The following is a 19229-nucleotide window of genomic DNA, read 5'->3' as shown; positions in this document are numbered from 1 at the left end:
GTCACGCAGTGCACGGAATGGCGGCGTCGCCATCACCATTTCCGACAGCGAGTACGCGAGCTCGCGCTCGGCCAGCACCGCGGCATCGGCACCACGTTCGAGCAGGTGGCGCACCTCGCCCTCGCTGTGTGCGCGCGCCAGGATGCTCAGTGCCGGGTTGGCCTGGCGCATGCGGGCGATGGTCTCGCCGGCCTCCAGCACATGCGGGATCGCGAAGATCGCCATCTTCGCAAGCTCCGGCCGCGCTTCGGCCAGCACCGCTTCCATGGCGACATTGCCGCGCACGGTGGGAAAGCCGGCATCGCGCGACTGCGCGACGCGTTCGCCATCCGCCTCGACCACCACCAGCGGCACGCCGCGCTCGCGCAGCAGGCCGGCCAGATCGCTGCCGACGCGCCCGAAGCCCACCAGGATCGCGTGATCGGCGATCAGCAGCGGCGGCGGCTGTTCCGGGCGCGGCGCCATGGCCGCGGCACGGGCGTCCTCGCGCGCCTGCCAGCGGTCGAGCAGGGCGAACACCAGCGGGTTGCACATGATCGACAGCAGCGCGCCGGCGAGGATCAGGTCCTGGCCTTCAGGCGGCAGCACGCCCAGCGCCAGCCCGAGCCCGGCGAGGATGAAGGAGAACTCCCCGATCTGCGCCAGGCTTGCGGAGATCGTCAGCGCCGTCGCATTCGGTTTGCCGAACGCGCGCACGATGCCCCAGGCCGCCAGCGACTTGCCGACCACGATGATCAGGAAGGTCGCCAGCACTTCCAGCGGGTGCTCGACGACGATGCGCGGGTCGAACAGCATCCCCACCGAGACGAAGAACAGCACCGCGAAGGCATCGCGCATCGGCAGCGAATCATTCGCGGCCTCGTGGCCGAACTCGCTTTCGTTGAGCAGCATGCCGGCGAAGAACGCACCCAGCGCGAACGACACCCCGAAGAACTCGGACGCGCCGAACGCCACGCCCATCGCCACCGCCAGCACGCACAGCGTGAACAGTTCGCGCGAGCCGGTGCCTGCCACCCGCCCCAGCACCCAGGGCACCACCCGGCGGCCGACCAGCAGCATCACCGCCACGAACGCGCCGACCTTGCCCAGGGTGAGCAGCAGGCTCATGCCGACTCCGCGACTGCCGACGCCGGTCGCAGTGCCCTCCAGCGCCGCGGCGACCGGTGGCAGCAGCACCAGCGTCAGCACCATCGCCAGGTCCTCGACGATCAGCCAACCCACCGCGATGTGGCCGCGCCCGGTGTCGAGCAGGCGTCGCTCCTCCAGCGCACGCAGCAGCACCACGGTGCTCGCCACCGACAGCGCAAGCCCGAACACCAGCCCGGCCGCGTGCGACCAGCCCAGCAGTCGCGCCAGCGCCCAGCCCATCGCGGTCGCCACGCCGATCTGCACCACCGCGCCGGGCAGGGCGATGGCGCGCACGGACATCAGCTCGCGCAGCGAGAAATGCAGGCCGACGCCGAACATCAGCAGGATCACCCCGAGCTCGGCGATCTGCGGTGCCAGTTCCTGGTCGGCGACGAAGCCTGGGGTGAACGGCCCGGCGATGATTCCCGCCAGCAGGTAGCCCACGATCGGCGACATCCGCAGCCGCTGCGCGGCCAGGCCCAGCACGAACGCCAGCACGAAGCCCACGCACAGGATCGAGATCAGCGAGATGTCGTGCGGCATCGGTGGCGTCCCGGTCAGGCGGTTCGCGGTCGGGTCGGGCGCACCTCGCGGCTTGCGCGCGCGAGTGGATCATCTGCAGGCGACGCGAGTCTGGCACAGCGGCCGCGACACCCGGATGACGCCGGGCGCCGCGGCCGACCCGCAACGCGCGTGGCTACCAGCGGTAGCCGATGCGGCCGTACACGTAGGCACCGTTGAAGCCGAACGGGCTCTGCGACGGGTAGATCAGCTGGCCGGAGGTGGAGTTGGCCGCCAGCACCTCGTCCGGGTAGTCGTTGAACACGTTGTCGCCGCCCACCGTGAACTCCCAGCCGTCGACGCGGTACGTCGCGGCGACGTCGAGCAGCCATTTCGCGCCGAACGTCTGGTCGAGGTCGGGGTTGGCGTTGTTGAGGGTGAATTCGCCATGGCGGGTGGCGGTGGCCGAGAGGCTCAGGCCACCGCGCGTCCAGACGGTATTGAGCATGGCCTTGTCGCGCGGCGCACCGACCTCGAACCGCCCCAGTTCCACCCGGCCGAAGCGCAGCGCGGTGGGGTCGATGGCCTCCAGCGACGCCGGGTTCGGCGCCACGCGGTCGATCTCCGTCCGGTTGTAGTTGTAGCCGAGCGTCAGGTCGAGCGCGCTGGCCGCGAGCTCCCAGCCGTAGGTGCCGACCACGTCGATACCGGTGGTGGTGGTGTCGAGTGCGTTGGTGAAATAGCGGCCGCCGGCGACATCCGGGAAACCGTTGGTGTTCAGCCAGTTGCGCACCGCCGTGCTGTTGAGGTTTTCCGACAGGGTGATGCGGTCCTCGAGCCTGATGCGGTAGGCGTCGATGGTCACGTACAGGCGCTCGGCCGGGGTCAGCACCAGGCCGAGACTGAGGTTGTCGGAGGTCTCGGCCTGCAGCGGCTCCGCGCCCAGCGCGATGCCGGCCGGGTTGGTGACGCGGAAGGTGACCAGGTCGAACGGGATACCACCGATGAAGTTGGTCGAGGTGGTCTGGTAGTACTGCTGCGCGAGCGACGGCGCATGGAAGCCGGTGGACACCGTGCCGCGCAGCGCGACGGCATCGTTGAACGCATAGCGCGCGGTGAGCTTGCCGGTGGTGGTGTCACCGAAGTCGCTGTAGGACTCGTGGCGCGCGGCGATGCCGGCCGAGAAGCGTTCGGTGATGTCGCCTTCGAGCGCGGCGTAGAACGAATAGCTGTGGCGGTCGAAGCTGCCGCTGTCGGACTCGCGGAAACCCGGGAACACCTGCGCCCCGGACGGTGCCGGCTGCCCGTTGGGCAACAGCACGCCGCCGTTGATGTAGGAGGCCGGCTCGCCGGCGCCGATGGTGTATTCCTCGCCGCGCCATTCCGCGCCATAGGACAGGGTGAGCGGATAGGCCATGCCCCAGTCGAGCTGGCGGTTGAAGTCGAGGTTCAGCACGTGCTGGTCGAGTTCCAGCGCGCCGGCGTAGAAGCGCGTCGGCGATGACGGCCCGAGGCTGCGGTTGAGGGTGTTGAGGATATCGAACTCGAGTTCGTTGCTGCCGTAGGTGTAGCTGAAGTCGATGCCGGTGCCGCCGGCGGTGGTGGTGCGCAGGCCGGTCGACACGCTGATGTCGCTGGAGGTGTTGAAGATCTGTGGCAGGAAGCCGTCGGGATGGATGGAAGGAATGTTGCGGGTGTCGCCGGCGGGCCGGAAGAAGCCGTTGGAGAGGGTCTCGCGGCGGGTGTACAGGCCGTAGGAATAGACCTGCAGGTAATCGGTGATGTCGACCTCGCCGTTGTAGAGCACCGAGCCGTTGTCGACCTCCGGGTCGCCATAGCGCTGCACCACGTCGCCGGGCGCCGGATTGGTGGGCGAGGCGGGACCCGCGAACGGGCGCGCGCGGTCGGTCTGTTCCTGGTAGCCGGACTGCGCGGCCAGATGCACCTTGCCGCGCTCGCCCAGCCGCAGGCCCACGTCGCCCAGCAGCTGCGCCTGCTGGCCATCGCCGGCGCTGTACTGGCCGCCGGTGAGGCTGACCGCGCCGCCTTCGCCGGAGCCCTTGAGCACGATGTTGATCACCCCGGCGATGGCATCCGAGCCGTATTGCGCCGAGGCACCGTCGCGCAGCACTTCAACCCGCTCGATCGCGGCGATCGGGATCGAGTTGAGGTCGACCGGCGACGAGCTGCGACCCTGGCTGCCGTTGACGTTGACCAGGGCGCCGGGGTGGTAGCGCTTGCCGTTGACCAGCACCAGGGTGTGGTCGGGGGCGAGACCGCGCAGCTGCGCGGGGCGCATGGCGTCGGTGCCGTCGTTGATCGCCGCACGCGGGAAGTTCAGCGAGGGCACCGCGCGCGACAGCGCCGTGGCCAGCTCGACGGTGCCGGTGGACGCCAGCGCTTCCGGGGTGATGATGTCGATCGGCGCGGTCGATTCGGCCACCGAGCGGTCGGTGACGCGGGTGCCGGTGACGATCAGGGTGTCGAGGGTGGCGGGGCGCTGTGCGCTCGCCCCCTGCGCCGGCGTGGCCTGCTGGGCGTGGGCAAAGGGGCTGGCCAGCGCCAGCACGATGGCTGCGGCGATCGGACGACGGGTCATGCGGGTACCTCTCCGTGGTGGTGGATGACAGGATCTCGGCCTCCATCGCCTGTAGCACCGCCTGTTGCAGTGCGCAAATGTTTCAGCGGAAACCGTGTCCGGGAGAGGCTTCGCCCTGAATGCGGCCTGCGCGGCGAGGGAGGCGAACGATCACCCGGCGGCTGGCGGCCGCGGCGGCACCGGTAGAATGCGCGGATGATCTCTTTCCGCAATTTCGCCCTCAGGCGGGGCGAACGCCTGCTGCTGTCCGAAGTCGATCTTTCCCTGCACGCCGGCTGGCGGGTGGGCGTGGTCGGCCGCAATGGCACCGGCAAATCCTCGCTGTTCGCCGCGGTGCGTGGCGAGGTCGAGGCCGACCGTGGCGACCTCGACCTGCCGAATCGTGTGAGGGTGGCCAGCATCGCCCAGGAACTGCCTTCGCTGCCGGACCCCGCCATCGACTTCGTGCTCGGTGGTGACGCCGCGGTGGCGGCCGTGCTCAAGGCCGAGGCCGATGCGCTTGCCGCCGAGGACTGGGAAGCGGTGGCCAACGTGCACCTGCGCATGGCCGAGGTCGGCGCCTACGACGCCGGCGCGCGTGCCGGCAAACTGCTGCATGGGCTGGGCTTTCCGGCCGAGACCCACCAGCGCGCGGTGGCGACGTTCTCCGGCGGCTGGCGCGTGCGGCTGAACCTGGCGCGTGCGCTGATGACCCCCAGCGACCTGCTGCTGCTCGACGAGCCCACCAACCATCTCGATCTCGACGCGGTGCTGTGGCTGGAGCAGTGGCTGCTGAAGTACCCGGGCACGCTGCTGCTGATCTCGCATGACCGCGAGTTCCTCGACAACGTCTGCACCCACACCCTGCACCTGCACGGCGGCAAGGCGAAGCTCTATACCGGCGACTACACCTCGTTCGAGCGGCAGCGTTCCGAGCAGCTGCGCCTGCAGCAGATCACCCACGAGAAGACCCAGGCCGAGCGCGCGCACCTGCAGAAATTCATCGACCGCTTCAAGGCCAGCGCGGCCAAGGCCAAGCAGGCGCAGTCGCGGGTCAAGCGCCTGGCCAAGATGGCCGACACCGAAGCCGTGCGCGCCGAGCGCGAGGTGCGGATCGACTTTCCGGCGCCGGTGAAACTTCCGCATGCGCTGCTGCGCATCAATGAGGGCCGCTGCGGCTATGCCACCGCTTCGGGCGAGGCGGTCATCCTCGACAACGTCGGCTTCGGCCTCGAGGCCGGCGACCGCATCGGCCTGCTGGGCCCCAACGGCGCCGGCAAGTCGACGCTGGTGAAAACGCTGGTCGGCGAGCTGCCGCTGCTGGCCGGCGAGCGCTACGCGCATCCGGACCTGCGCATCGGCTACTTCGCCCAGCACACGGTGGAATCGCTGGTCGCCGGCACCTCGCCGATCGACCACCTGCGCGAGCTGTCGCCGAACGTCTCCACCCAGGCGTTCCGCGATTTCCTCGGCAAGTGGAGCTTTCCCGGCGACCGTGCGTTCGAATCGATCGACGGCTTCTCCGGCGGCGAGCGCGCGCGGCTGGCGCTGGCGCTGCTGGCCTGGCTGCAGCCCAACGTGCTGCTGCTCGACGAACCGACCAACCACCTCGACCTCGAGATGCGCGAGGCGCTGGCGGAGGCGCTGTCCGACTTCGCCGGCGCGATCGTGCTGGTCTCGCACGACCGCCACCTGATCGGCCTGGTCAGCGACACGTTCTGGCGGGTTGCCGACGGCGTGGTCAAGCCCTTCGATGGTGACCTCGACGAGTACGCCGCCTGGCTGCGTGCGCGCGGCAATGCCGGTGAGCTGAAAGCGCCGGCGGTTGCAGCGCCCCCCGCGCCGGCGGTGGTGCCGAAGCCTGCCGCGGCGAAGGTCAATCCGCACAAGCTGGCCGATGCCGAACGCATGCTGGAAGCGGCTGAAGCCGAGCTGGCGCGCATCGATGCGGCGCTGGCCGATCCGTCGGTGCAGGCCGATGCCACGCGGCTGGTCGCGCTCGGTCGCGAGCGTGCGCAGGTGGCGGAGCGACTCGCCGAAGCGGAGGAGCGCTGCCTGGCCATGTATGGCAATGCCTGAGGGGTGACCGGAGGGGCTTGCTTGCGGGGTCGCGCCGGCGGCGGGTAGGGTGCAGGGATGAACACATTCAAACTTTCCGCCTCGATCGCCCTCGCACTGGCACTTGCCGCGTGCTCCCCCTCAACCGATACCGCGTCCACCGATGCGCCCGCGGCATCCGCGATCGACACCGCGCCGGCCGACGGCATCGACGTGGCCAACGCGCCCGCCGACGAGTTCATGGCCGCGATCGCCCATCATTGCGGGCAGGCCTTCGAGGGCCGCATCGTCACCAACGAACCCGCCCCCACCACGCCGGATGCCTTCGAGGGCCAGCGGCTGGTGATGCATGTGCGCGGCTGCGACGACCCGACCCGCGAACTCAAGGTGCCGTTCCATGTCGGCGACGACCATTCGCGCACCTGGGTGCTCACCCGCACCGACGACGGCATGCGCCTCAAGCACGACCATCGCCACGAGGACGGCAGCGAGGACGCGGTCACGATGTACGGTGGCGACACCGCAGCTGCCGGCACCGCGCAGCGGCAGGAGTTCCCGGTCGATGCGGAGTCGATCGCGACCTTCGAACGCGAGGGGCTGTCGGCGTCGGTGACCAATACCTGGGCGATGGAGATCGAGCCCGACCAGCGTTTCCTCTACGAGCTCTCGCGTCCGGGCGGCCGCATGTTCCAGGTGGAGTTCGACCTGACCCGCCCGGTCGAGCTGCCGCCAACCCCGTGGGGGCATGAGTAGGCACAGGCTCGATGTCGGTCGTGACCTCGGGAGCGAACGCGTGTCCCGCCCTGCGATCCCGCATCGCCCAGGCGGGTCGCCGCACCTGGCCGCTTGCACGCGGCGCCAATCGTCCGCCTCCGTGCCTCACCGCCGGCGTGCTGCCGCGGCTCAGTCCTTCAGGAAGTACTCGACGGTCGACACCACGCGCACGGTCTTGACGTGCGGGCTGCCGCGGTCGCGGTCGCTGATCGAGATCACGCCCTGGTTGGCGCTGCGGATGCCGCCGATGCGTGCACCGGAGTCGTTGGCGAACTGCTCGGCCGACGCGCGTGCGTTGGCGGTGGCCTCGGCGATCAGCTCCGGCTTGATGTCGTTCAATCTGGTGAACTCGAACTGCGGCCCGCCGCCCTCGTCGGTATTGAGCATCACCCCGCCGGCGACCATCTGCCCGCTGCGGCGCAGCGCCTCCATTGCCTCGGCAACGCGTCCGGTGCGCAGCGTCACCGTATTGGAATAGCGGTAGCGCTCCGGCGGCCGGCTTTCGCCCCAGGAATAGGCCCAGCGGTCCTCGAGCCGCGGTGGCGACACCACCACCTCCTCATCCGGGAAGCCCGCCCCGGACAGGAACGCGCGGATGGTCGCGGTGTTGGCGTCGAGCTGCGCCTGAACCGCGGCGAGATCATCGCCACCCACCGTCTGCGACAGCGGCCACACCACCAGGTCGGCATCCACGGTGCGCTCGGCCAGCCCCTTGACCGTCACGAAGCGGTCCGCGGTGCGCAGGCCGGTCATGCCGTGTGACGCGAACCAGCCCGCGCCAAGCAGCCCCAGCGCGATCAGCAGGGCAGCGGCGACGGTGCGGAAGTTCGGTGGCTGTGCCATGGAGGGGTCTCGGAACGTGGGGCGCCCAGCCTAGTCCGCGGGCCCACGACTTGAAAGCGCGCGGCATACCCCCACAATGCCGGCTCCCTGTTGTCGTTCAGCGATCACGCCATGCCGATCTACGCTTTCCGCTGTGCCGACTGCGGCCATGCCTTCGACCGCCTGCAGAAGCTTTCCGACCCCGATCCCACCGACTGCCCGGCCTGCGGCGCGTCCGCCGTGGGTCGCCAGGTCACCGCGCCGTCGTTCCGCCTCGCCGGTGGCGGCTGGTACGAGACCGACTTCAAGAAGGACGGCGACAGGAAGCGCAACCTTGCCGACGGCGGTGGTGGAGAAGGCAAGTCCGAGGCCAAGCCCGACACGAAGCCCGAGTCCAAGCCGGCCGCCGACGCCGCCCCTGCGGCCAAGCCCGCCAGCGCGCCGGCCACCACCCCCTGAGTGCGTCCGGGCCGGCATCGCGCCGGCCCGCATTTGCCGCACCGCGGCCACCCCCGCAAAATAGCCGGTTCCCCGGCGGCGCCGGGTCGAATCCCCCCGGAGCTCCCATGCGTACCCATTTCTGCGGCCTGATCGACGAGGCACTGATCGGCCAGACCGTGACCCTGTGCGGCTGGGCCGATGTCGCCCGCAACCTCGGCGGCGTCTGCTTCATCGACCTGCGCGACCACGAAGGCATCGTGCAGATCGTCGCCGAGCCGGGCGATGCCGAAGGCAATGCCGGCGTCGTCGCGATCGCGGAAACCATCGGCTACGAGGACTGCCTGCGCATCACCGGCAGCGTGCGCCGGCGGCACAACCCCAATGCGAAGATCGCCACCGGCCAGGTCGAAGTGGTCGCAACCGCGATCGAGGTGGTCAACAAGGCCGCGCCGCTGCCGTTCCATGCGCATGAGAATCCCGGCGAGGAAACCCGCCTGCGCTATCGCTACCTCGACCTGCGCCGCCCGGAGATGCAGCGCATGCAGCGCACCCGCATCCGCCTGGTGCAGGCGCTGCGCCGCTGGCTGGACGCGCGTGGTTTCCAGGACATCGAGACCCCGATCCTGACCAGGGCCACGCCGGAAGGCGCGCGCGACTTCCTGGTGCCGGCGCGCATGCATGCCGGCGAGTTCTACGCGCTGCCGCAGAGCCCGCAGCTGTTCAAGCAGATCCTGATGGTCGCGGGCTTCGACCGCTACTACCAGATCGCACGCTGCTTCCGCGACGAGGCGCTGCGCGCCGACCGCCAGCTGGAATTCACCCAGCTCGACATGGAGTTCGCCTGGGTGCGCGAGGCCGACGTGCAGGACGCCGTGGAAGGCATGATCCGCGCGGTGTTCAACGAGGTCATCGGTGTCGAGCTTGCAGATCCCTTCCCGCGCATGACCTGGGCCGAGGCGATGCGCCGCTACGGCTCCGACAAGCCGGACCTGCGCATCGACCTCGAACTGGTGGATGTCGCCGAACTGGTCGCCGACAGCGGTTTCGCGGTGTTCGCCGGTGCCGCCAATGACCCCGAGGGCCGCGTGGCCGCGCTGCGCATTCCCGGCGGTGCCAGCCTCTCGCGCAAGCAGATCGACGAGTACGCCGCGCATGCCGCGAAGTTCGGCGCCAGGGGTCTGGCCTATATCAAGATCGACGCGGCCGGCGAGATCTCGTCGCCGATCCGGAAGTTCTTCGACGACGCCGCGTTCGCCGCGCTCGTGCAGCACGTCGGCGCCGGCAACGGCGACATCGTGTTCTTCGGTGCCGGCGCATACAACCGGGTGTCGGACTTCATGGGCGCGCTGCGCTTGAAGGCCGGCCGCGACTTCGGCCTGGTGCAGGACGGCTGGAAGCCGCTGTGGGTCACCGACTTCCCGATGTTCGAGTACGACGACGAGGCGCAGCGCTACGTCGCCCTGCATCATCCATTCACCGCGCCGGCCGTCGACGATATCGACGACCTGCGCGCCAATGCCAGGACCGCGGTGTCGCGCGGCTACGACATGGTGATGAACGGCAACGAGATCGGCGGCGGTTCGATCCGCATCCATCGCCCGGAGATGCAGAGCGCGGTGTTCGGGCTGCTCGGCATCGACGCCGAGGAAGCGCAGGCCAAGTTCGGCTTCCTGCTCGACGCGCTCAAGTACGGCGCGCCGCCGCACGGCGGCATCGCCTTCGGCATCGACCGCATCGCCGCGCTGATGGCCGGCACCGAATCGATCCGCGACGTGATCGCCTTCCCGAAGACCACCGGTGCGCAGTGCCTGATGACGGGCGCGCCATCGCCGATCGCCGACGCGCAGCTCGCCGAGGTGCACGTGGCAGTGCGGGCGAAGGCGGACCACGGCGCTTGACCGGCCACGGACCACGCGGATGAGCGCGGACGGCCGGCATGCTGGATACGCCTGCCGTGTGGTCGTTGCCGACGACCGCGGGCCCGACAGCCGCGTGGTCCGCGTCCATCGGTGCACATCCGTGGCAGAGCAATGACCCCGGTTCTCCGCCGCGCCACTGTCGATGATGCCGAGCTGCTGTCGACGCTGGCGGCGCGCACCTTCATCGAGAGCTTCGGCCATCTGTATCCGCGCGAGGATCTCGACGCGTTCCTCGTCGAGGCCTATGAGGTCGGCCGCCAGCGCACGATCCTGGCGCATCCCGCATACGCGGTGTGGCTGCTGGAGGCCGATGGCGAAGCGGTCGGCCATGTCGCCACCGGCCCATGCGGCCTGCCGCACCCGGAGGTCGTACCCGGCGACGGCGAGATCAAGCGCCTGTATCTCGTGCAGGGCTGGCAGGGTGCCCGGCACGGCGCACGGATGATGGACGCGGCGATGGAGTGGCTGCTGCGCGATGGCCCGCGCACGCTGTGGGTCGGCGCCTGGTCGGAGAACCACGGCGCGCAACGTTTCTACGCACGCTACGGCTTCGAGCGCGTGGGCGACTACATCTTTCCGGTCGGGCGCGTGCGTGACCTCGAATACATCCTCAGGCGCCCGGCCGAAGCGGGCCAGCCCGATGCCTGAGCGGCATGTGGATCGCGTCATCGTGCTGCCCGGCCTGTGGATGCCGGCGGTGTCGATGGCGTGGTTCGCCGCGCGCCTGCGTGCACTCGGCTTCGATGCGCGCACGCTCGGCTACCGCAGCATCGTCGACGGTGCCCGGTACGCGATCGAGGAAATCGGGGAGGCGCTGCAGGCCGGCCCGGCGCATCTGGTTGGCCACAGCCTGGGAGGGGTGATCGCGCTGGAGGCGTTGCGTGGGCATCCGGCATTGCCGGCCGGGCGGGTGGTCTGCATCGGCAGCCCGTTGTGCGGCAGCGCGGCCGCACGCGTGCTGCGCGGCCGGCGGCTGACCGGCGCCTACCTTGGGCGTGCCGGTCCGCTGCTCGAGCGCGGCTGCGCCCAATGGCCCCACGCGGTCGAGGTCGGGATGATCGCCGGCACCCGTCCACGCGGGCTGGGTGGGCTGGTGGCGCGCTTCGACGAACCGCACGACGGCACGGTGGCGGTGCGCGAGACCCGCGCCCCCGGCCTGGCCGACCACCTGTTGCTGCCGGCCAGCCACACCGGCCTGATGTTCAGCGCGGACGCGGTCGCCCAGACCGCCCGCTTCCTGCGCGAGGGAGCGTTCGACCACGCCGGGGCGGCCTCCGCCGCGGTGTAAAATCGCGGCTCGCTCAACACAACGGACATCCCGATGGGTCGTGGACCTTCGATCGAGGCGCGCAAGAACGCGACCGACGCCAAGCGCGGCAAGATCTTCACCAAGATCATCCGCGAGATCGGCGTCGCGGCGCGTGCCGGCGGCGGCGATCCCGCCAACAATCCGCGCCTGCGTGCCGCCATCGACAAGGGCATGGCGCAGAACATGTCCAAGGACGTGGTGGAGCGCGCGATCAAAAAGGCCACCGGCGAACTCGAGGGCGTCGAGTACGAGGAAGTGCGCTACGAGGGCTATGCCCCCGGCGGCATCGCGGTGATCGTGGACTGCCTCACCGACAACCGCGTGCGCACCGTGGCCGATGTGCGCCATGCGTTCTCCAAGTGCGGCGGCAACATGGGTACCGAAGGGTCGGTGTCCTTCATGTTCCGGCGCCTGGGCGTGCTGAGCTTCGCCGCCGGGGCCGACGAGGACCGGGTGACCGAAGCGGCGATCGAGGCCGGCGCTGACGACGTGGTGGTGTACCCGGACGACGGCGCGATCGAGGTGCTCACCTCGCCCGAGGATTTCATCGGCGTGCGCGATGCGATGACCGCCGCCGGTATGGCGCCGGCGCATGCGGAGCTCACCTTCCGCGCCGACACCGACGTCGCCGCCGATCCCGACACCGCGCAGCAGGTGCGCAAGCTGCTGGACATGCTTGAGGACCTCGACGACGTGCAGGACGTCTATTCCAACGTCGACCAGGCGTCGCTGGACCAGGCCTGATGCGCGCTCGTGGCGCCGGCGGCGCCAGCAACCCCGCAGCGCCCGCAGTTGGCGGGCACGATCGCCTGCCCGCCGCGCATGACTGACCCCATCGCCGGCACCACCCGCATCCTCGGCATCGACCCGGGTTCGCAGCGCACCGGCGTCGGCATCGTTGATGTCGCCCCCGATGGCCGCCTGCGCCACGTCCACCACGCGCCACTGCAACTGCTGGGCGAAGGCGGTTTCCCGGACCGGCTGCGGCGGCTGCTCGACCAGCTCGGCGCGGTGATCGATACCTGGCATCCGCATGAGGTCTCGATCGAGCAGGTGTTCATGTCGCGCAATGCCGATTCCGCACTCAAGCTGGGCCACGCCCGCGGTGCGGCGATCTGCGCCGCCGTGCTGCGCGACCTGCCGGTGCACGAATACGCCGCCACCGAGATCAAGCTGGCGGTGGTCGGGCGCGGCAAGGCGGAAAAGACCCAGGTGCAGCATATGGTGGGTATCCTGCTCAACCTGCAGGGCAGGCTGCAGGCGGATGCCGCCGATGCGCTGGCGGCGGCCATCACCCACGCCCACGTGCGCGCCAGCGCGGCGCGGCTGGGCGTCGGTACGCGCACCGCCTGGAGCCGCTGAGCGTCAGCGGTCGCGCACCACCACACGTCTCCCGGGAGTCAGCATGATCGGTCGCCTGAAAGGCATCCTCGCGCACAAGCAGCCGCCGTGGCTGGTGGTCGACGTGCATGGAGTGGGCTACGAACTCGAAGCACCGATGAGCACCTTCTACGACCTGCCCGAGGCCGGTCGCGAGGTGGTGCTGTTCACCCATTACGCGCAGAAGGAGGACAGCGTCTCGCTGTACGGCTTCCTCACCGAGCCCGAGCGCCGGCTGTTCCGCGACGTGCAGAAGGTCAGCGGCATCGGCGCCAAGATCGCGCTGGCGGTGCTGTCGGGTGCAAGCGTCGGCGAGTTCGCGCGGCTGGTGCAGACCGGCGACATCACCGCGCTGACGCGCATCCCCGGCATTGGCAAGAAGACCGCCGAGCGCATGGTGGTGGAACTGCGCGACCGCGCCGCCGATCTGGCGGTCGGCGCGGCGGTGTCCGCCAGCGGCCCGGTACCTGCCGATCCGCTGTCGGAAGCCACCGTGGCGCTGCAGCAGCTCGGCTACAAGCCGGCCGAGGCACAGAAGATGGCGCGCGCGGCGGCCAGTGAAGGCGATACGCCCGAAATCATCATCCGCAAGGCGCTACAGTCCGCGCTTCGCTGACAGCCGCCCTCGGCATCCCGTCCGGAAATGACACGTTCCACGCCTGCGGGCGCCCATCCCCGCCACGATGCTCCCCACGGCAAGGCGGCACTCGCCACGCTGGTGATGGGCGCGATCGGTGTCGTCTTCGGCGATATCGGCACCAGCCCGCTCTACACCATCCGCGAGGCGTTCGCGCCGCACTACGGCCTCGTCGCCGACCACGACACCGTGCTCGGCGTGCTGTCGATGATCTTCTGGTCGCTGATGCTGGTGGTCACATTGAAGTACGTGACCATCATCATGCGCGCCGACAACGACGGCGAGGGCGGCATCATCGCGCTGATGTCACTGGCGCAGCGCCGGCTGCCGGCGGGGTCCAGGTCGGCCTACGTGCTGGGCCTGCTGGGCATCCTCGGTGCATCGCTGTTCTTCGGCGACGGCGTGATCACCCCGGCGATCTCGGTGCTGTCGGCCGTGGAGGGGTTGGAGATCGTCGCCCCGCAGCTGCATGACTGGGTGGTGCCGATCGCACTGGTGGTGCTGGTCACGCTGTTCGCCACCCAGCGCTACGGCACCGCGAAGGTCGGGCGCGTGTTCGGACCGGTGATGGTGCTGTGGTTCGTGGTGCTCGCGGTCATGGGTATCGCCAACATCGCCCACGAGCCCGAGGTGCTGCACGCATTGAACCCCTGGTGGGCCCTGCTGTTCTTCCAGGAACACAGTGTCGGTGGCGTCTTCATCCTCGGCGCGGTGATCCTGGCGGTCACCGGTGGCGAGGCGATCTACACCGACATGGGGCACTTCGGGCCGCGGCCCATCCGCCTGGCCTGGTACTGGTTCGTGCTGCCGGCGCTGATGATCAACTATCTCGGCCAAGGCGCGCTGGTGCTGGAGAATCCGGCGGCGATCCGCAACCCGTTCTACTTCGGGGTGCCCGACTGGGGGCGGGTGCCGATGATCGTCCTCGCCACCCTGGCCACGGTGATCGCCTCGCAGGCGGTGATCACCGGCGGCTTCTCGATCGCCCGCCAGGCCATGCAGCTGGGCTACATCCCGCGGATGAAGGTGCGCCACACCTCCAGCGAGACCATCGGGCAGATCTACATCCCGGCGATCAACTGGATGATGATGGTGATCGTCATCGCGCTGGTGCTGGGTTTCCGCTCCTCGTCGGCACTGGCGACCGCCTACGGCGTGTCGGTGTCGTTGACCATGCTGATCGACACCCTGCTGCTGGCCGTGGTCGCGCGCGCGCTGTGGCCGCAGTGGCGGCGCTGGGTGCTGCCGCTGTGCGTGGTGTTCCTGGTGGTGGATGTCGCCTTCGTCACCGCCAACCTTGCCAAGGTCCTGCAGGGCGGCTGGTTCCCGCTGGTGCTGGGCGTGGTGCTGTTCACCCTGCTGCGCACCTGGCGCCGCGGCCGCCAGCTGCTGCACGAGGACGTGCGCAGCCAGGGCATCCGCCCCGATACCTTCATCCCCGGGCTGATGCTGGCGCCGCCGCTGCGGGTACCCGGCACCGCGGTGTTCCTGACCAGTGACCTGACCATCGTGCCGCAGGCGCTGCTGCACAACCTCAAGCACAACAAGGTGCTGCACGAACGCAACGTGTTCCTGACCGTGGAAACGCTGACCATGCCGTACGCGCGCGACCGGCTGAAGGTCAGCGCGATCGGCGACGGCTTCCATCGCGTGCAGGTGAAATTCGGCTTCATGGAGATCCCCGACGTGCCGCTGGCACTGATGCGCTGCAGCGATGTCGCCCCGGACCTGTGTGTGGACCCGATGGAAACCACCTATTTCACCAGCCGCGAAACGGTGGTGGCGAGCGCGCGTCGCGGCATGGCGCTGTGGCGCGAGCAGCTGTTCGCACTGATGCATCGCAACGCGGCACCGGCCTCGGGCTTCTTCCGCATCCCCGGCAACCGGCTGGTCGAGCTGGGCACGCGCGTCGAGATCTGACCGGCGTGCCTTCCGCGCACGCGGTCCATCGCGTCGCGGTTTGCGTTTATCGTGTCTTCCGCGGCCGATCGGGTGCCGGCAGCCAGGGAACGCCATGAGCGCTGCCAACGCCCGTCTACCGGCTCTCGACGTGCTGCGCGGCATCGCCATCCTCGGCACGCTCGCCACCAACGTCTGGGTGTTCACCCATCCGGCCGGCCTGCTCGGCGAGATCGACGGGCCGCCGCCCTCCGATCTGCTCGAAGTGGTGTTGCGGCAGCTGTCCACCGGCAAGTTCCTCGGCCTGCTGTCGATCATGTTCGGCGTGGGCCTGGCGATCCAGCAGCGCGCCGCGACCATGGCAGGGCGCACGTGGCCGGGCAGCTACCACTGGCGGGCGGCGCTGCTGTTTCTCGATGGCGTGCTGAACTACGTGCTGGTGATCGAGTTCGACGTGCTGATGGGCTACGCCGTCAGCGGCGCACTGGTGGCATGGTTGCTGTGCAGCAGCGAGCGGGCGCAGTGGCGCTGGCTGCTGGGACTGGCCGCCGTCCACTTCGTCCTGCTCACGCTGCTGGCGCTCGCGGTGATGTCGCTGCCGCCCCCGGTGCACGCCGACGCCGCTGCGTACGCGTCATCCCTCGACTGGAATCCGTATCGCGACGGCAGCTGGTGGGATCTGGTGCGCTTCCGCATCGGGAACCTTGCGGTGTTCCGCATCGTGGAGCCGGTGCTGATCCTGCCGATGACGGTCGCGCTGTTCCTGCTCGGGGCAAGGCTGTATCGCGCGGGTGTCTTCGAGGCCGCGGGTGCTGCGCTGCGGCGGCGGTTGATGCTGATTGGCCTGCTGGCCTGGCCGCTCGACATGGCCATCGCGGTGTATGCCGGGATGCCGTGGTGGTTCTACACCCGCTGGGGCACCGCGGCGCTGGTCGCGCTCGGGGTGCTCGGGCTGGTCGCGGAGTTCTACCAGGCCCGCCCGGCGCCCGGCTGGCTGGGCCGGCGGCTGTCGGAGGTCGGCCGCACGGCCCTGAGCTGCTACGTGCTGCAGAACATCATCGCCTCGGCGATCTGCTACGGGTGGGGCTTCGACCTGGCCGGGCGGATCGGGGAAGCGCAGCGCCTGCCGGCCACCGTGCTGCTGTATTTCGCCCTGTGCCCGGTCGTCATCCTGGCCGCGCACCTGTGGCTGCGCGCATTCCGTCGCGGGCCGCTGGAAGCGCTGTGGGCGTCCTCCCATCGCCGGCTCGCGCAACGCCAGCCACCGGCGCATGCGAAGGTGCGATGGGCATCGGCGCCGTGCGACCATAGCGCGATGATCGACGACCGCATCATCGCTGCCGGCGCCACCCGCGAGGACGACGCGGTCGAGGCCAGCATCCGCCCGCAACGCCTCGCCGACTACCTCGGCCAGCAGCCGGTGCGCGAGCAGCTGGGCATCTATATCGAGGCGGCGAAGCGGCGCGGCGAAGCGCTCGACCACGTGCTGATCTTCGGCCCACCCGGCCTGGGCAAGACCACGCTGTCGCATGTCATTGCCAACGAGCTCGGGGTCAACCTGCGGGTGACCTCGGGCCCGGTGATCGAGAAGGCCGGTGATCTCGCGGCGCTGCTGACCAACCTGCAGCCGCACGATGTGCTCTTCATCGACGAGATCCACCGGTTGTCGCCGGTGGTGGAGGAAGTGCTCTATCCGGCGATGGAGGACTTCCAGATCGACATCATGATCGGCGAGGGCCCCGCGGCGCGCTCGATCAAGCTCGACCTGCCACCGTTCACCCTGATCGGCGCCACCACCCGCGCCGGCCTGCTGACCGCGCCCCTGCGCGACCGCTTCGGCATCGTGCAGCGGCTGGAGTTCTACAGCGCCGAGGAGCTGACCCGCATCGTGCGGCGTTCGGCGACGATCCTCGGCATCGCCTGCGAAGGCGAGGGTGCCGCCGAGATCGCGCGCCGCGCACGTGGCACCCCGCGCATCGCCAACCGGCTGCTGCGGCGGGTGCGCGACTACGCCCAGGTGCGCGCCGACGGCCACATCCAGCGCGACGTCGCGCGTGCGGCGATGGACATGCTGAAGGTCGATCCGGAAGGTTTCGACGACCTTGACCGCCGGCTGCTGCGGCTGATCATCGAGAACTTCGACGGCGGCCCGGTGGGGGTGGAGTCACTGGCCGCGGCGCTGTCGGAAGAGCGCGGCACGCTGGAGGACGTCATCGAGCCCTACCTGATCCAGCAGGGCTATCTGGTGCGCACCGCGCGCGGGCGCATGGCCAGCCAGAAGGCCTACCGGCACCTCGGGCTGCCGGTGCGCGCGCGCCCCGACCTGTTCGCCGACGTGCCGGCGGCCGACCCTTTCGAGCCGTGACGCGGGCCTCCACGCCGCGTGCGGCGCAGCCACGGTAGTTTCAAGCAATGTTCAGCCATCCCGTCCGCGTTTACTGGGAAGATACCGACGCCGGTGGCGTGGTCTACCACGCGCAGTACGTCGCGTTCCTCGAACGCGCGCGCAGCGAATGGATGCGCGCGCTGGGGCACGGACAGGACGTGCTGCGCACCCGGCACGACCTGGTGTTCGCGGTGCGGGCGATGCGGATCGATTTCCGCGCGCCGGCACGGCTGGACGATGCGCTGCAGGTGTCGGTGGCGTTGTCGGCATGCCGGCGCGCGAGCCTGGTCATCGCGCAGTCGATCCACCGCGGCGGCGAGCTGCTGCTCGATGCCGAGGTGCGGGTGGCAGCGCTGGACGCGGCGGGTTTCCGCCCGCGTGCCATCCCGCAGCCGCTGTACGCGGAGCTGAAAGCGCTGGAAGCGCAGCCGGACCAGGGATGACCGCCGGCGGGAAGTGAGCATGGCCCCGCCGTTGGACGCGGCGCGGCCGAAAGACATGGATGCGCGGCGCCGCCGCGTGTCGGAGCGATCAAACCGGAGCGGATGCATGACCCCACTGACGATGTTGCTGCAGGCCACCCAGGTCGAGCCGCTGGCCGAGGACGCGGCCGCCACCGCCGAGGCGCTGCCCGCGGGCGCCGATGCCGCCGCGGCGGCGGGCGCGCTGCCCACCGACCTGGACGTCTGGAGCCTCATCCTCCATGCGTCGATTCCGGTGCAGCTGGTCATGCTGCTGCTGCTGTTCGCGTCGATCGCCTCGTGGGTGATCATCTTCCGCAAGAAGCGCCTGCTCGACCGTGCCACCAGGGAAGCCGACCGCTTCGAGGAGAAGTTCTGGTCCGGCGCCGAACTTACGAAGCTGCATGCCGCCGCCACCGAGCGCAACCGCGAGATCGAGGGTCTGGAGGCGATCTTCGAATCCGGTTTCCGCGAGTACGCGCGGCCGCGCCGCAGCGTCGACAGCCGCTCGCGTCTCGAGGCCGCCCAGCGCGGCATGCGCGTGGCCGGCTCGCGCGAGATCGACGGGCTCGAGCAGAACCTCGAATTCCTCGCCAACGTCGGCTCGATCGCGCCCTACGTCGGCCTGCTCGGCACCGTGTGGGGAATCATGATCTCGTTCCATGGCCTGGCCAACGTGCGCGAGGCCACCATCGCCACCGTGGCGCCGGGTATCTCCGAGGCGTTGATCGCCACCGCGATGGGCCTGTTCGCCGCGATCCCGGCGGTGTGGGCCTACAACCGCTTCGCCACCCGGGTCGAGCGCATCGCCAGCCGGTACGAGGCGTTCTCCGAAGAGTTCTCGTCGATCCTCGAGCGGCAGTCGAGCGAGGCATGACCCCGCGCGCGCCGCAGGCACGTTGGCTGCCGGCGCGCTGATCCGACCCGATTGCGAGG

The 19229-nt window shown here is 69.7% G+C and carries 15 protein-coding genes and 2 pseudogenes; 14 read left to right on the top strand and 3 right to left on the bottom strand.

All coding sequences use genetic code 11. From position 1 onward, the window contains the following. Nucleotides 1-3: 3 nt before the first annotated feature. Together ybaL and ERL55_RS12325 are read right to left on the bottom strand one after the other, a co-directional pair. Nucleotides 4-1671 (bottom strand): annotated as a pseudogene (ybaL, locus tag ERL55_RS12330) (YbaL family putative K(+) efflux transporter); the annotation flags it as partial. A gap of 154 nt (nt 1672-1825) precedes the next feature. Beyond that, nucleotides 1826-4228 (bottom strand): TonB-dependent receptor, encoded by a 2403-nt coding sequence (locus ERL55_RS12325; RefSeq protein WP_129136674.1) that lies wholly within the window; start codon nt 4226-4228, stop codon nt 1826-1828. Between the two features lie 195 nt (nt 4229-4423). On the opposite strand from ERL55_RS12325, the gene ERL55_RS12320 reads away from it, so the two are divergent. Both ERL55_RS12320 and ERL55_RS12315 read left to right on the top strand, forming a co-directional pair. Next, complete coding sequence (locus tag ERL55_RS12320; protein WP_129136673.1) at nt 4424-6286, top strand: ABC-F family ATP-binding cassette domain-containing protein; 1863 nt, start codon at nt 4424-4426, stop codon at nt 6284-6286. A 57-nt stretch (nt 6287-6343) separates the two neighbouring features. Further along, entirely contained in the window at nt 6344-7018 is a 675-nt protein-coding gene (locus ERL55_RS12315) for a hypothetical protein (protein WP_129136672.1), read from the top strand. A gap of 150 nt (nt 7019-7168) precedes the next feature. Here ERL55_RS12315 and ERL55_RS12310 read toward each other — a convergent pair whose 3' ends face one another. Beyond that, the gene (locus tag ERL55_RS12310) at nt 7169-7882 is read right to left on the bottom strand and encodes an SIMPL domain-containing protein (protein ID WP_129136671.1); all 714 of its coding nucleotides are present in this window, start codon (nt 7880-7882) and stop codon (nt 7169-7171) included. Nucleotides 7883-7993: 111 nt separating this feature from the next. Between ERL55_RS12310 and ERL55_RS12305 the strand changes: the two genes are divergently transcribed. From ERL55_RS12305 to tolQ, 12 genes and pseudogenes are all read left to right on the top strand, one after another. Next, nucleotides 7994-8320: a zinc ribbon domain-containing protein gene (locus tag ERL55_RS12305; protein WP_129136670.1), complete on the top strand. Its 327-nt coding sequence runs from the start codon at nt 7994-7996 to the stop codon at nt 8318-8320. A gap of 107 nt (nt 8321-8427) precedes the next feature. After that, complete coding sequence (gene aspS, locus ERL55_RS12300; RefSeq protein WP_129136669.1) at nt 8428-10200, top strand: aspartate--tRNA ligase; 1773 nt, start codon at nt 8428-8430, stop codon at nt 10198-10200. Between the two features lie 132 nt (nt 10201-10332). Then, on the top strand, nt 10333-10869 hold the full coding sequence (locus tag ERL55_RS12295; RefSeq protein WP_129136668.1) for a GNAT family N-acetyltransferase: 537 nt from the start codon (nt 10333-10335) through the stop codon (nt 10867-10869). A gap of 7 nt (nt 10870-10876) precedes the next feature. Beyond that, on the top strand, nt 10877-11509 hold the full coding sequence (locus ERL55_RS12290) for an alpha/beta fold hydrolase (RefSeq protein ID WP_241685764.1): 633 nt from the start codon (nt 10877-10879) through the stop codon (nt 11507-11509). Nucleotides 11510-11542: 33 nt separating this feature from the next. Then, a complete protein-coding gene (locus ERL55_RS12285) occupies nt 11543-12274 on the top strand; it encodes a YebC/PmpR family DNA-binding transcriptional regulator (RefSeq protein WP_129136666.1) in 732 nt (243 codons plus the stop codon). A 78-nt stretch (nt 12275-12352) separates the two neighbouring features. Next, nucleotides 12353-12892, top strand: a complete 540-nt coding sequence (gene ruvC / locus ERL55_RS12280; RefSeq protein WP_129136665.1) for a crossover junction endodeoxyribonuclease RuvC — start codon at nt 12353-12355, stop codon at nt 12890-12892. Nucleotides 12893-12935: 43 nt separating this feature from the next. Then, nucleotides 12936-13526 carry a Holliday junction branch migration protein RuvA gene (gene ruvA / locus ERL55_RS12275; RefSeq protein ID WP_129136664.1) on the top strand — a complete coding sequence of 197 codons (591 nt, stop codon included), beginning with the start codon at nt 12936-12938 and terminating at the stop codon, nt 13524-13526. 105 nt (nt 13527-13631) lie between these two features. Beyond that, nucleotides 13632-15467: a potassium transporter Kup gene (locus tag ERL55_RS12270; protein ID WP_241685895.1), complete on the top strand. Its 1836-nt coding sequence runs from the start codon at nt 13632-13634 to the stop codon at nt 15465-15467. Nucleotides 15468-15561: 94 nt separating this feature from the next. Next, nucleotides 15562-16662 (top strand): annotated as a pseudogene (locus ERL55_RS15275) (DUF418 domain-containing protein); the annotation flags it as partial. A gap of 99 nt (nt 16663-16761) precedes the next feature. Further along, entirely contained in the window at nt 16762-17811 is a 1050-nt protein-coding gene (gene ruvB / locus ERL55_RS15185; protein WP_241685894.1) for a Holliday junction branch migration DNA helicase RuvB, read from the top strand. A gap of 47 nt (nt 17812-17858) precedes the next feature. Next, nucleotides 17859-18275, top strand: coding sequence for a tol-pal system-associated acyl-CoA thioesterase (ybgC, locus tag ERL55_RS12260; protein ID WP_100321879.1), 417 nt, complete (start codon nt 17859-17861; stop codon nt 18273-18275). A 106-nt stretch (nt 18276-18381) separates the two neighbouring features. After that, nucleotides 18382-19170 carry a protein TolQ gene (tolQ, locus tag ERL55_RS12255; RefSeq protein WP_129136661.1) on the top strand — a complete coding sequence of 263 codons (789 nt, stop codon included), beginning with the start codon at nt 18382-18384 and terminating at the stop codon, nt 19168-19170. The last annotated feature ends 59 nt before the right edge of the window (nt 19171-19229 follow it).

The organism is Luteimonas sp. YGD11-2 (assembly GCF_004118975.1).
Lineage (GTDB): Bacteria > Pseudomonadota > Gammaproteobacteria > Xanthomonadales > Xanthomonadaceae > Luteimonas > Luteimonas muca.
The sequence above is the reverse complement of the archived record's forward strand: the minus strand, read 5'-3'. Positions and strand labels throughout refer to the sequence as shown.